The 14,468-nt window shown below is 54.3% G+C and carries 8 protein-coding genes; 4 read left to right on the top strand and 4 right to left on the bottom strand.

All coding sequences use genetic code 11. The annotated features are described in order from the left end of the window. Positions 1-61: 61 nt before the first annotated feature. Positions 62-931 carry an N-acetylmannosamine kinase gene (gene nanK / locus OGY15_RS05740; protein WP_286538731.1) on the top strand — a complete coding sequence of 290 codons (870 nt, stop codon included), beginning with the start codon at positions 62-64 and terminating at the stop codon, positions 929-931. A gap of 2 nt (positions 932-933) precedes the next feature. Then, positions 934-1,401 carry an N-acetylneuraminate anomerase gene (gene nanQ, locus OGY15_RS05735; RefSeq protein ID WP_151217877.1) on the top strand — a complete coding sequence of 156 codons (468 nt, stop codon included), beginning with the start codon at positions 934-936 and terminating at the stop codon, positions 1,399-1,401. 52 nt (positions 1,402-1,453) lie between these two features. Here nanQ and OGY15_RS05730 read toward each other — a convergent pair whose 3' ends face one another. The 4 genes from OGY15_RS05730 to gltB form a co-directional block, all read right to left on the bottom strand. Further along, on the bottom strand, positions 1,454-2,734 hold the full coding sequence (locus OGY15_RS05730) for a cytosine deaminase (RefSeq protein ID WP_151217876.1): 1,281 nt from the start codon (positions 2,732-2,734) through the stop codon (positions 1,454-1,456). Next, positions 2,724-3,974: a cytosine permease gene (codB, locus tag OGY15_RS05725; protein WP_187253332.1), complete on the bottom strand. Its 1,251-nt coding sequence runs from the start codon at positions 3,972-3,974 to the stop codon at positions 2,724-2,726. Before codB ends, OGY15_RS05730 begins: the two co-directional genes overlap by 11 nt. Before the next feature lie 350 nt (positions 3,975-4,324). After that, positions 4,325-5,743 carry a glutamate synthase small subunit gene (locus OGY15_RS05720; protein WP_286538728.1) on the bottom strand — a complete coding sequence of 473 codons (1,419 nt, stop codon included), beginning with the start codon at positions 5,741-5,743 and terminating at the stop codon, positions 4,325-4,327. Between the two features lie 12 nt (positions 5,744-5,755). Beyond that, entirely contained in the window at positions 5,756-10,216 is a 4,461-nt protein-coding gene (gltB, locus tag OGY15_RS05715) for a glutamate synthase large subunit (RefSeq protein ID WP_187253331.1), read from the bottom strand. 684 nt (positions 10,217-10,900) lie between these two features. Between gltB and mnmL the strand changes: the two genes are divergently transcribed. Then, complete coding sequence (gene mnmL / locus OGY15_RS05710; protein WP_151217875.1) at positions 10,901-11,830, top strand: tRNA modification radical SAM protein MnmL/YtqA; 930 nt, start codon at positions 10,901-10,903, stop codon at positions 11,828-11,830. A gap of 94 nt (positions 11,831-11,924) precedes the next feature. Next, complete coding sequence (gene arcB, locus OGY15_RS05705; protein WP_187253330.1) at positions 11,925-14,261, top strand: aerobic respiration two-component sensor histidine kinase ArcB; 2,337 nt, start codon at positions 11,925-11,927, stop codon at positions 14,259-14,261. Positions 14,262-14,468: the final 207 nt, after the last annotated feature.

Here is a 14,468-nt window from a genome sequence, read left to right as displayed (position 1 = left end):
GTATGTCGTTATTTGAGCAACGGGATAAAAAGCGTATCACCGCGATGCAGAAGGCGGTGTCATGACTACGTTGGCGATTGATATCGGCGGTACCAAACTGGCAGCCGCGCTGGTAGACAGTAATCTGCAAATTCGCGAGCGGCGTGAATTGCCGACGCCCGCCAGCAAAACGCCGGAGGCGCTGCGCGCTGCACTGCAAGCACTCGTTGCGCCGCTACAGGGGCAGGCTGTCCACGTCGCGATTGCCTCCACCGGTATTATCCGCGAGGGCACACTACTGGCGATAAACCCGCTCAATCTTGGCGGGCTTATGCACTTCCCGCTGGTACAAACCTTAAAAGAGCTGACCGGTTTGCCGACCATGGCGGTTAATGATGCGCAGGCGGCGGCCTGGGCTGAACATCATGCACTTGGGGGCGAGTACCGCGATATGGTGTTTATTACCGTCTCCACCGGCGTGGGCGGCGGGGTGGTGAGCGAGGGAAAACTGCTGACCGGAATCAACGGTTTGGCAGGACATCTCGGACATACGCTGGCTGACCCGCATGGGCCAGTATGCGGCTGCGGGCGCGTGGGCTGTGTCGAGGCGATCGCTTCCGGTCGAGGGATCGCGGCTGCAGCCGAAGGTACGCTTGCTGGATGCGATGCCAAAACCATTTTTAGCCGCGCCGGGCAAGGAGATGAGCAGGCAAGACACTTGATCCATCGTTCAGCGCGTACTTTGGCAAGGCTTGTCGCCGATGTGAAGGCTACGACCGATTGCCAGATTGTGGTGATTGGCGGCAGCGTTGGTCTGGCTGAAGGATATCTGGCGCTGGTTGAACATTATCTGGCACAAGAGCCTTTGGTCTATCACGTGGAATTACTGGCAGCGCATTACCGTCATGACGCTGGTTTACTGGGGGCCGCGCTGTTGGCCCAGGGAGATTGATTATGATGTCAGATGAGTTGCGTTCACTGCCTTCTGCCGGATTACATCCGGTCTTGCAGCAGGCATTAACGCTTGCCATTGCGGCGAATCCTCAGGAGAAGACCCCAGGGCGCTACGCGTTGCAGGGCGATACTATTTTTATGAATGTCATGCAGTTTGCAACGCAGAGCCCAGAACAAAAGAAAGCGGAACTGCATCAGCAGTACATTGATATTCAGGTGCTATTGTCCGGTGAAGAACGCATTCTGTTCGGGATGACCGATTCTGCTCGCCAGTGCGATGAGATGCATGTTGAGGATGACTATCAGCTGTGCAGCGAGATTGCCGATGAGCAGGCGCTCGTACTGAAGCCGGGAAGATTTGCGATTTTTATGCCGGGCGAACCGCATAAACCAGGCTGTATGGTGGGGGAGCCGGGGGAAATCAAAAAGGTAGTGATTAAGGTACACGCCAGCTTATTACAAGCCTGACAGACCGTGTCGGATGGCAAGGCTTGCGCCATCCGACACTGGATAGAACAACCTAGCGCTTAAACGTTACCGCTTCCGGCTGTGTCAGATGCAGCGTGGTCTGGCTTGGCACCGTTTCAGCAATGACTCGCCCGTGACGAATGGAATAACGTGCAGGCGTCTGGCGACGAACCGCGTCAAACCCATTTTCTGCCGCTAAAATCACCAGATTTCCGGAGTTCCCCACGTTCAGACCGTAATCCTGCAGGTGCAGGGTTTTCGCACTGTGGGTAGTGACCAGGTTCAGACCATCGTTGATCTGTCCGTATCCCATCAGCTGACACACGTGTAATCCCATATGCAGTACCTGCAGCATATTCGCGGTGCCCAGCGGATACCACGGATCGAAGACGTCATCATGGCCGAAGCAGACGTTGATCTCCGCTTCCAGCATCTCTTTGACGCGCGTTACACCGCGACGTTTAGGATACGTATCAAAGCGCCCTTGCAGGTGAATATTTACCAGTGGATTCGCGACAAAGTTGATGCCGGACATTTTCAACAGGCGAAAGAGTCGGGAAGCATAGGCGCCGTTATAGGAATGCATTGCCGTGGTATGGCTGGCGGTCACGCGGTCGCCCATATTGTCGCGATGGGCCAGTGCCGCAACGGTTTCAACAAAGCGTGACTGCTCATCGTCAATTTCGTCGCAGTGCACATCGATAAGTCGGTCATATTTCTGCGCCAGAGCGAAAATTTTGTGCAGCGACTCAACGCCATATTCACGCGTAAATTCAAAGTGGGGGATCGCGCCAATGACGTCGGCACCCAAACGCACGGCTTCCTCTAATAGCGCTTCACCGTTGGGGTAAGAAAGAATGCCCTCTTGCGGGAAGGCGACAATTTGCAGCTCTATCCACGGTGCGACTTCTTGCTTCACCTCCAGCATGGCTTTCAGCGCCGTCAGCGTCGGATCGGAAACGTCAACGTGCGTGCGGACATGCTGGATGCCGTTGGCCATCTGCCACTTCAGGGTCTGCATGGCGCGCGCTTTGACGTCTTCGTGCGTGAGCATTGCCTTACGTTCGGCCCAGCGTTCAATGCCTTCAAATAACGTACCAGACTGGTTCCAGCTCGGCTCGCCTGCGGTTTGCGTGGTGTCCAGATGGATATGTGGCTCAACGAACGGTGGAATGGCTAAGCCGCCTTCGGCATCAAGTACTTCTCCCTGCGGCAACGTGGCGGTGTCCTGTGGCTCAATCCGGCTGAAGCGCCCGTTTTCAATCGTGAGCTGCCACAATCCTTCGCGTCCCTGTAAACGTGCCTGACAAAGGGTGATGTTATTATTCTGCATGGCTGACCTCTGGTGATTTAGCAAGGCTGCGATTAAAAAGTGGATTCAGCAGGATATAACTGAATACGCCGCCAAGTACGGCGTTGACGGGCACAATACCGGGAATATAGTGGCCTGCGGCAATGCCCAATGCAACGGACAGGATAGCTATCCAGTTTACGGAAATAAATTGCGCTTTGCTGAAGTCTGCATAACGGCGATGGTTTAGCAGATAGTCGGCGATGATCACTCCGCCAATGGGAGGAATTGCTGCCGACAGAAAGGTCAGCCAGCCGACAAAGTTATTGTAAAGCCATAGCGCGCACAATGTGCCGATAATACCGTTAGCCACCGACAGCGAACGGCTGGAAAGGCCGGTAATATTGGCAAAACCCAGGCCTGAGGCGTACAGCGCATTGTCGTTGGTAGTCCAGATATTCAGGCCGAGCACTACAATCGCGGGCAGCAGCAGTCCCTGGGCAATCATCACGTCGGAGATATCCGCCTGTCCAACAGCGGCGGCACCCGCCGCGCCGAAGATAAACATCAGAGAGTTACCAAGGAAAAACGCCACCATGGCAATCAGCACCGCGCCTTTGGCGTTGCGACCAAAGCGAACGAAGTCGGCGGTTAATGTTCCTGCGCTGACAAACGAACCGACCACCAGCGCCAGGGCGGTGGAGAAATTCAGCGGTGTCTGCGGCACTATCGCTTTTAAATGGTCTAAACCGCCGACATCACTCACCGCCAGCCAGACGGAGTAGCTGCCAAGAACGACGATGGCGGGGACGGCGATAATAGATAAAACGGTCAGCGCCGAGATGCCAAAAAAGATGGTCATAGTCATCAACAGACCGGAAACTGCAATCAGGATATTGACGTCAATTCCCGTCGCTTTGCCCACCGGGATAGCAAACATGGCCACACCCACGCCAAACCAGCCTACCTGCGTACCGCCTAACAGCAGTGAGGGAAGCCATGAACCTTTCACACCAAATGAGTAACGCGCCAGAAGGTGGGTTGAGAGCCCTGTTTTTGCGCCGATAAAACCGAGAAATGCAGTGTAAATACCGAGGAGAAGATTACCGAAGAGAACTGCCAGGAAGAAATCATTATAAGAAAGACCGGTACCGAGTGTGCCACCGGTCCACATACTGGCGGAAAAAAATGTGAGACCCAACATGACAAATGTTAGTGGAACCACGCCTTTCCGCGCCGCCAGAGGGACGGGGCCCTGGCTATAATTGTTGTCCTGCGACACAACGCCTCCATGAATTTTGCCCAAAAAATCCGCCGCATAATATACAGTTCTTAGAATAAAGCAAACGATTACGTATAATCTTTACATGGTTTTTATTCATGAGGTTGATGATTGCGTTGATTTTTGGGCTCGACATTTTTAACCAATAAGAAGCGGACAAACGCCGACCAGGGTAGTGGAAAAGATTAAGTGTTACGCCAAATGGTAAGATTCTGCAGACACTGTCTGCGGAATTTCAATGTACTGAATATACAGCTGTATTTGTGAGCGGTTTTCGAAAAATGATACCGCATGTATTTAGTGGAGGAATATTGGCTCCCCAGCTATCAGCGTCAGGGGAGCCAAAAGTATTACACTTCCAGGTAGTTCAGAATCCCGTCTGCCGCTTTACGACCTTCGGCTATCGCGGTGACTACCAGATCCGAACCGCGCACGATGTCGCCACCGGCGAAGATTTTCGGGTTGCTGGTCTGGAAAGCGTTATCGCTACGTTCCGGGGCAATAATGCGGCCCTGTGAATCCAGCTCGACGCTGTGCTCTTTCAGCCACTCCATGCTGTGTGGGCGGAAACCAAACGCCAGGACCACCGCATCAGCCGGAACAACGTGCTCGGATCCAGCGACGATCTCCGCACGGCGGCGCCCCTTCGCATCCGGTTCGCCCATTTCAGTGCGCGCCATTCTCACGCCGCACACTTTCCCGTTGGCATTCACTTCCACACCTAAAGGCTGGACGTTGAACTGGAACTCGACGCCTTCTTCACGCGCATTTTTTACTTCGCGTTTGGAACCCGGCATGTTCTCTTCGTCGCGACGATAGGCGCAGATAACGTGCGATGCTTCCTGACGTACGGAGGTGCGCACGCAGTCCATCGCGGTATCGCCACCGCCGAGCACGACGACACGTTTGCCTTCCATGCTGATGTATGGCTCGTTGCTGCTTTCGCCAAAGCCCATCAACTGTTTGGTATTGGCAATCAGGAACGGCAGGGCATCAAACACGCCATCAGCGTCTTCGTTTTCCAGCCCGCCGCGCATCGACTGATAGGTACCGACACCAAGGAACACGGCGTCGTAATCCTTCAGCAAGTCGTTGAGCTGAACGTCGCGGCCCACTTCCACGTTCAGTTTGAACTCAATGCCCATACCGGTGAAGATTTCACGGCGCCGGGTCATGACCTCTTTTTCCAGCTTGAAGGCCGGGATACCAAAGGTCAGCAGGCCGCCGATTTCCGGGTGACGGTCAAATACCACTGCCTTCACGCCGTTGCGGGTTAGCACATCAGCACAGGCCAGGCCCGCCGGACCCGCACCGATAATTGCCACGCGCTTGTCCGTCTGGCGAACGCCGGTCATATCCGGACGCCAGCCCATCTCGAAGGCTTTATCATTGATATAGCGCTCGATATTGCCGATAGTTACTGCGCCAAACTCATCGTTCAGCGTACAGGATCCTTCACACAGTCGATCCTGCGGGCATACACGGCCACAGACTTCCGGCAAGGTGTTGGTCTGGTGCGACAATTCTGCCGCTTCAAAAATACGTCCCTCATTCGCCAACTTCAGCCAGTTCGGGATGTAGTTATGCACCGGGCACTTCCACTCGCAGTACGGGTTACCGCAGGACAGGCAGCGATCTGCCTGCGCTTTGGCCTGGCCTTCGGAAAACGGCTCGTAGATCTCGATAAATTCGATCTTACGGATCTTCAGCGGCTTCTTCGGCGGATCAACACGCTGCAGGTCGATAAATTGGTATACGTTCTGACTCATTGCTGCTACCCCTTACTGCGCCTGCACACGCAGCTCTGCTGCGCTACGACTACGGTGACCCAACAGTGCTTTCACATCACTGGATTTTGGTTTTACCAGCGCGAATTTCGCCGAGAATGCTGGCCAGTTCGCCAGGATCTCTTCGCCGTGAGAAGAGCCGGTATGCTGTACGTGCTCGGTAATCAGGCCGCGCAGGTGCTCTTCGTGGATCGCCAGCGAGTCCACGCTCAGCACTTCGACCAGTTCCGGGTTTACGCGTTTGCGGAATTCACCGTCTTCGTCGAGCACGTAGGCGAATCCGCCGGTCATGCCCGCGCCAAAGTTAACGCCGGTTTTGCCGAGAATACAGACGATGCCGCCGGTCATGTATTCACAGCCGTTGTCGCCAATACCTTCAACCACGGTGATTGCACCGGAGTTACGCACTGCAAAGCGCTCACCCGCACGACCCGCAGCAAACAGGCGACCACCGGTGGCGCCATACAGACAGGTGTTACCGATGATACTCGCCTCATGGCTACGGAAAGCAGAGCCAACCGGAGGGCGCACCGCCAGCAGGCCGCCCGCCATGCCTTTACCGACATAGTCGTTGGCATCGCCGGTCAGATACAGCTCCACGCCGCCCGCGTTCCACACGCCAAAGCTCTGGCCTGCAGTACCGCTGAAGTGCGCTTTGATCGGATCAGAAGCCAGCCCCTGATCGCCATGCGTCTGAGCGATATAGCCCGACAGCGATGCGCCGACGGAACGGTCGGTGTTGCGGATATCGAACCAGAAGGTTTTGCTCTGGCGCTCGTCGACGAACGGCTTCGCCTGCTGCAACAGCTGGGCGTTCAGCACGCCGTTATCAAACGGCGGGTTGTTCTCGGTGCAATGCAACGCTTTACCCGGATGCGGCTCGGCGGTTTCCAGCAGACGAGACAGCTCCAGCTTTTGCTGTTTGGCGGTAAATCCATCCAGCTCTTTGAGCAGATCAGTGCGGCCAATCAGGTCGACGAGACGGGTTACGCCCAGTTCAGCCATCAGCTCACGCACTTCACGGGCGATGAATTCAAAGTAGTTGGTCACTTTGAACGGCAGGCCGTGATAGTGATTCTTACGCAGTTTGTCGTCCTGAGTTGCCACGCCGGTTGCACAGTTGTTCAGATGGCAAATACGCAGATATTTACAGCCCAGCGCGACCATTGGGCCGGTACCGAAACCGAAGCTCTCTGCACCCAGAATCGCCGCTTTAATGATATCGACGCCGGTTTTCAAACCGCCATCGACCTGCAGACGAATCTTGTGACGCAGACCGTTAGCCACCAGCGCCTGCTGGGTTTCCACCAGACCGAGTTCCCACGGGCAACCGGCGTATTTCACCGATGACAGCGGGCTTGCGCCGGTACCGCCATCGTAGCCGGCGATGGTGATCAGATCCGCATAGGCTTTCGCTACACCGGTGGCAATAGTGCCCACGCCCGGTTCGGAAACCAGCTTCACCGAGATCATCGCCTTCGGGTTGACCTGTTTCAGGTCGAAAATCAGCTGCGCTAAGTCCTCGATAGAGTAGATATCGTGGTGCGGCGGCGGGGAGATCAGCGTCACGCCCGGTACCGAATAACGCAGTTTGGCGATGTACGGAGTGACTTTGTCGCCCGGTAACTGGCCGCCTTCGCCGGGCTTTGCGCCCTGAGCGACTTTAATCTGAATGACATCTGCGTTGACCAGGTACGCCGGGGTTACGCCAAAGCGACCAGAAGCCACCTGCTTAATCCGCGACACTTTGTTGGTGCCGTAGCGCGCCGGGTCTTCACCGCCTTCGCCGGAGTTGGAATTACCGCCGATGCTGTTCATCGCTTCGGCCAGCGCTTCGTGTGCTTCCGGGCTTAATGCGCCGATAGACATGGCGGCGGTATCAAAGCGCTTAAACAGTTCGGTCGCAGGTTCGACGTCGTTAATACTTACGGCTTCATCGCCAGGTGTAATCGCCAGCAAATCGCGCAGCGTGGCCGCTGGGCGCTCGTTGACCAGCTTTGCATACTCCTGATAGTCGCTGTACTCGCCGCTTTGCACCGCCTGTTGTAGCGTGCGCACCACGTCCGGGTTGTAGGCGTGGTATTCGCCGCCGTGGACGTACTTCAGCAATCCTCCCTGGCTGATGGGCTTACGCGCCAGCCAGGCATGTTTGGAGAGGTTCAGCAGATCCTGCTGGAAGTCGGTAAATCCTGCGCCGCTGATGCGGCTAACCACGCCCTGGAAGCACAACGCAACCACATCATCGTGCAGACCAACGGCTTCAAACAGCTTCGAGCAGCGATAAGAGGCAATGGTCGAGATGCCCATTTTGGACATGATTTTGTACAGACCTTTATTGATGCCGTTACGGTAGTTCAGCATCACGGTCCGGTAATCTTTGGCAATCGCCTGAGTGTCGATCAGACGTCCCAATGTTTCATACGCGAGGTACGGATAGATTGCCGTCGCGCCAAAGCCGAGCAGGACGGCAAAATGGTGCGGGTCACGGGCACTGGCGGTTTCCACGATGATGTTAGCGTCACAGCGCAGGTTCTGTTCTACCAGACGTGTTTGCACTGCGCCCACGGCCATTGGCGCCGGAACCGGCAGGCGGTTTTTGGCGATGTTGCGGTCAGAGAGTACCAGCAGTACCGTGCCGTTGCGCACCATCTGTTCCGCCTTATCACACAATGCTTTGACGGTCTCTTCGAGCGTAGTTTCGGTCACGTCGAAGGTGATATCCAGGCGGTCAGCGCGATAATGCTCCTCTTTCATGGTGGTGAGCTGGGTGAAATCAGAGTACAGCAGGATCGGCGATTTAAAGCTCAGGCGGTGTGCCTGACCTTCAGCTTCGCAGAAGACGTTCATCTCACGACCAATGCTGGTGGCCAGCGACATGACGTGCGCTTCACGCAGCGGGTCGATCGGCGGGTTGGTGACCTGCGCGAACTGCTGGCGGAAGTAGTCATAAATGATGCGTGGCTGGCTGGAGAGCACGGCAAACGGGGTATCGTCACCCATTGAACCGACCGCTTCCTGGCCATTTTCGCCGAGCACGCGGATAACGGAATCCAGCTCTTCAGCGCTGTAGTTAAACTGTTTCTGATAGCTGGCAAGCGTATCATCGTCGAGTTCACGGCTGCCGACCTGATCGTCAGCCAGGTCTTCGAACGGTACCAGGCGGCGGACGTTTTTCTCCATCCACTCTTTGTACGGATGTCGGCTTTTCAGATCGTCATCGGTTTCGGCGGAATGCAGAATGCGCCCGCTGCGGGTATCGATAACCATTAGCTCGCCGGGGCCGACGCGGCCTTTCTCTACCACTTCATCCGGCTGATAATCCCAGATCCCGACTTCAGAGGCACAGGTGATCAGCTTGTCTTTGGTGATGACGTAGCGTGCCGGACGCAGGCCGTTACGGTCGAGGTTACAGGCGGCAAAGCGACCGTCGGACATCACGATGCCCGCCGGGCCATCCCACGGTTCCATGTGCATGGAGTTAAAGTCAAAGAACGCACGCAGCTCCGGGTCCATATCCGGATTATTCTGCCATGCCGGTGGAACCAGTAAGCGCATGGCACGGATGATGTCCATCCCGCCTGCCAGCAGCAGTTCCAGCATGTTATCCATCGAACTGGAGTCTGAGCCGGTTTCGTTAACAAACGGCGCGGCGTCGTGCAAATCCGGGATCAACGGGGTCTGGAACTTATAGGTACGCGCGCGAGCCCACTGGCGGTTGCCGGTGATGGTGTTGATTTCACCGTTGTGCGCCAGATAGCGGAACGGCTGCGCCAGCGGCCAGCGCGGTACGGTGTTGGTGGAGAAGCGCTGATGGAACAGGCAGATGGCCGATTCCAGACGCAGGTCTGCGAGGTCCAGGTAGAAGCGCGGCAGATCCGCCGGCATACACAGACCTTTATAGATATTGACCAGATTCGACAAGCTACAGACGTAGAAGTCTTTGTCTTGCAGGAGGCGTTTTTCGATACGACGACGCGCAATGAACAGGCGACGCTCCATATCACGCGGACGCCAGCCCGCAGGGGCGTTAACAAAAATTTGCTCGATACGAGGCAGGGAGGAGAGCGCAATTTCACCGAGAACACCTTCGTTGGTCGGCACGTCGCGCCAGCCGACAATCGACAGGGTTTCCTGCTGTAATTCTTCTTCAACAATGCGACGAGAAGCCGCAGCCAGCTCAGGGTCTTTATTTAAAAAGATCATGCCGACGGCGTAGTTTTTGGCTAAACGCCAGCCGCGCTCTTGCGCCACGATGCGGAAAAAGCGGTCAGGTTTTTGTAACAGCAGGCCGCAACCATCGCCGGTTTTTCCATCGGCAAGAATTGCGCCACGGTGCTGCATACGGGCCAGTGCGTGTATGGCGGTACGCACTACCTTGTGGCTAGGTTCGCCTTCTATGTGGGCGATCAGGCCGAAACCACAGTTATCCCTCTCAAGGGATTTATCGTACAACATATAAGTGAACCTCCCCAGGCTCTGCGGGATCCCCATCTGGACCGTTGCGCACGGGCACACCAAGAGCATGGCGACGGGGTTTGCGTGTCATACGCTTACCTCGCATTCGCCCTCTTTATCCTTTTCGCACAGGTCAAACAAGTTTGAGGACTTGCTTCAGAGGGAATCTCAATAACTGCATAAATATGATGAGCAGGCTGCTCATCCAGAAAGCTTCCAGCGGATTTCCAAGTTATCGGGAATCCACACACAGGTCAAATGGCAATCTTATTTATGCAAAAATGTGCTATAGGGCAATTAACTTTATGAAAATGTTGAAATAAAAGGATTTTTTACATTGATTTAACCCGAGGGGAATACTCTTGGAAGTGTGATCTGTCTCACTGTCAGAAAGGCCTGATATCCCTCGTCCTCCCTTTATTTATCGAGATGTCTGGCATTTTATGCTGGTTTATAAAGTTTCGGCGTCTTAAAGATACTGTTTTTACGCTGAGAGTATAAGAAGATAAAAAAAACCGCTGAATATAAGGAAAAGTAATTAGATTTTTAGTGAATGGAATTTCAATTATTTTGATTTGTTATGCAATAAATAAAGGCTCGCCAGGGCGATTGATCCAGGTCATCGCCGACTGGGGCAAAAAATGGCAGGCTTTGGCCTCTTTTCAAGGCGCGGTCTACCAGATTATGCAGTTACAGAAATTAGTCAATATGTTTGGTGGGGATCTTTCTCGCCGTTATGGACAAAAGGTTCATAAACTCACGCTGCACGGCGGCTTTAGCTGTCCAAATCGTGATGGCACCATCGGACGTGGCGGATGTACTTTCTGTAATGTCGCCTCGTTTGCTGATGAAGCTCAACAGCATCATTCCATTGCCGAGCAGCTTGAGCATCAGGCGCAGTTGGTCAATCGCGCCAGACGCTATCTGGCCTATTTCCAGGCCTATACCAGCACCTTTGCTGAAGTACAGGTGCTGCGTTCGATGTACCAACAGGCCGTCAGCCAGGCCAGCATCGTCGGATTATGTGTTGGCACGCGCCCCGACTGTGTACCGGATGCGGTACTCGATCTGCTTTGTGAGTATAAAGACCTGGGCTATGAGGTATGGCTGGAGCTCGGTCTGCAAACCGCGCATGATAAAACTCTGCACCGTATTAACCGCGGCCATGATTTTGCCTGCTACCAGAACACCACGCGGCTGGCACGCGAGCGCGGACTGAAGGTGTGCTCGCACCTGATTGTGGGTCTGCCGGGAGAAGGGCTGGCAGAATGTCTGCAAACCATGGAGCGTGTGGTGGAGACGGGAGTCGACGGTATTAAGCTGCATCCGCTGCATATTGTGAAAGGCAGTACGATGGCGAAAGCCTGGGAAGCGGGGCGGCTGAACGGCATTGAACTGGACGACTATACGGTTACCGCCGGGGAGATGATCCGCCATACGCCGCCAGAGGTGATTTATCATCGCATTTCCGCCAGCGCGCGTCGCCCAACACTATTGGCACCTCTGTGGTGTGAAAATCGCTGGACCGGGATGGTTGAACTGGATCGTTATCTCAACGTACATGGCGTCCAGGGATCTGCTCTCGGACGACCCTGGAGCCCGCCAACAGCGTAGCGTGATGAGGGAAACCCCGCATTTCTTGCACATTCTCAAACGTCACGCCAAGAATTGAGTATTATTGTGCCAAGTTGTCGTGAAGGAACCCTCTATGAAGCAAATCCGTATGCTGGCGCAATATTACGTCGACCTGATGATGAAGTTGGGTCTGGTGCGCTTTTCGCTGCTATTAGCGCTGGCTCTGGTCGTGTTGGCAATTGTGGTGCAGATGGCTGTCACCATGGTGCTGCATGGTCAGGTAGAAAGTATTGATGTTATCCGTTCTATCTTTTTTGGTCTGTTAATTACCCCTTGGGCTGTCTACTTCCTGTCAGTGGTGGTGGAGCAACTCGAAGAGTCCCGACAACGCTTGTCACGACTGGTCCAAAAGCTGGAAGAGATGCGCGAGCGCGATCTCAAGCTCAATGTGCAGTTGAAAGATAATATTGCCCAGCTCAATCAGGAAATTGTTGAGCGCGAAAAAGCCGAAGCGGAGCGCCAGGATACGTTCGAGCAACTGAAGGTTGAAATCAAAGAGCGCGAAGAAGCGCAGATCCAGCTCGAGCAACAGTCTTCCTTTCTACGCTCTTTCCTTGATGCCTCGCCGGATCTGGTTTTTTATCGTAATGAAGATAAAGAATTTTCCGGCTGTAACCGTGCCATGGAACTGCTGACCGGCAAGAGCGAAAAGCAACTGGTGCATTTAAAACCGGCTGATGTTTACTCCCCTGAGGCGGCTGAAAAGGTAATTGAAACCGACGAGAAGGTATTCCGTCATAACGTCTCGCTCACCTACGAACAATGGCTGGACTACCCGGACGGGCGCAAAGCCTGCTTTGAAATTCGTAAAGTGCCGTACTATGACCGCGTAGGTAAGCGACATGGCCTGATGGGCTTTGGGCGAGATATTACCGAGCGTAAGCGTTATCAGGACGCACTTGAACGTGCCAGCCGTGATAAGACCACCTTCATTTCCACCATCAGCCACGAGCTGCGCACTCCGCTTAACGGTATTGTCGGCTTAAGCCGGATCCTGTTGGATACGGACCTGACTGCTGAGCAGGAAAAATACCTGAAAACCATTCATGTCTCTGCCGTGACGCTTGGGAATATTTTCAACGATATCATAGATATGGACAAGATGGAGCGACGTAAAGTCCAGCTCGATAACCAACCTGTTGACTTCACCAGTTTTATGGCGGATCTGGAAAACCTCTCTGGCCTGCAGGCGCAGCAAAAAGGGCTGCGTTTTGTACTTGAGCCAACGTTACCGCTACCGCATAAGGTCATTACCGACGGCACGCGTTTGCGCCAGATTCTGTGGAATCTGATAAGCAACGCCGTGAAGTTTACACAGCAGGGGCAGGTGACCGTAAGGGCGCGCTATGACCAGGGCGATATGCTGCATTTCGAGGTTGAAGATTCTGGGATCGGCATTCCGCAGGATGAGCAGGATAAAATCTTCGCCATGTATTATCAGGTGAAGGACAGCAACGGTGGCAAACCGGCAACGGGAACCGGGATTGGACTGGCCGTATCGAAGCGTCTGGCGAAAAATATGGGCGGTGATATTACGGTCTCCAGCCAGGCTGGCAAAGGCTCGATCTTTACGCTGACCGTGCATGCGCCTGCGGTAGCGGAAGAGATAGAAGACGCTTTTGAAGACGATGACATGCCGCTGCCAGCCCTGAATGTGCTGCTGGTTGAAGACATTGAACTGAACGTTATTGTCGCGCGTTCTGTGCTGGAAAAACTGGGCAACAGTGTCGATGTCGCCATGACCGGGAAAGCCGCGCTGGAAATGTTCACGCCGGGCGAATATGACCTGGTGTTGCTGGATATTCAGCTACCGGATATGACCGGCCTGGATATCTCGCGCGAGCTGACGCAAAAATACCCACGTGAGGATCTGCCGCCGCTGGTTGCGCTCACCGCCAACGTCCTGAAAGATAAAAAAGAGTATCTGGACGCGGGAATGGACGACGTGCTGAGTAAGCCGCTGTCGGTTCCGGCGTTAACCGCCATGATCAAAAAATACTGGGATACCCGAAACAAAGAGGAGAGCACTGTGACATCTGAAGAGAGCAGTAAATCGCAAGCGCTGTTAGATATTCCTATGTTGGAACAATACCTCGAGCTGGTGGGACCGAAGTTAATTACCGACGGGCTGGCGGTGTTTGAGAAGATGATGCCGGGATATTTGAGCGTGCTGGAATCCAATCTGACCGCACGTGACAAAAAAGGCGTGGTTGAGGAAGGCCATAAAATTAAAGGTGCGGCAGGTTCAGTGGGACTGCGCCACTTGCAACAGTTAGCTCAGCAAATCCAGTCGCCGGATCTCCCTGCTTGGGAAGATAACGTTGCTGAATGGATTGAAGAGATGAAGCAGGAGTGGCAGCACGACGTGGCAGTATTAAAAGCCTGGGTGGCGAGCGTGGAAAAAAAATGACCCCGGCTTGACCGGGGTGCGCGAATACTGCGCCAACACCAGGGAAATCGTGGCTGCGCCGTAAATTATTATCATTGTTTACAAGGGCGCAGCCCTAATTCTCAGGCCGCACGCAGTTAAGATAGCAAATCTTAAATAATTTGTTACATGAATCAGTTAAATGTGTGAAGCGTAGCATTTAAATCATAATAACTAATATGTTTCAGC

It is taken from the genome of Citrobacter sp. Cu231 (genome assembly GCF_030332265.1).
In the GTDB taxonomy this organism is placed as follows: domain Bacteria; phylum Pseudomonadota; class Gammaproteobacteria; order Enterobacterales; family Enterobacteriaceae; genus Citrobacter; species Citrobacter meridianamericanus.
The sequence above is the reverse complement of the archived record's forward strand: the minus strand, read 5'-3'. Positions and strand labels throughout refer to the sequence as shown.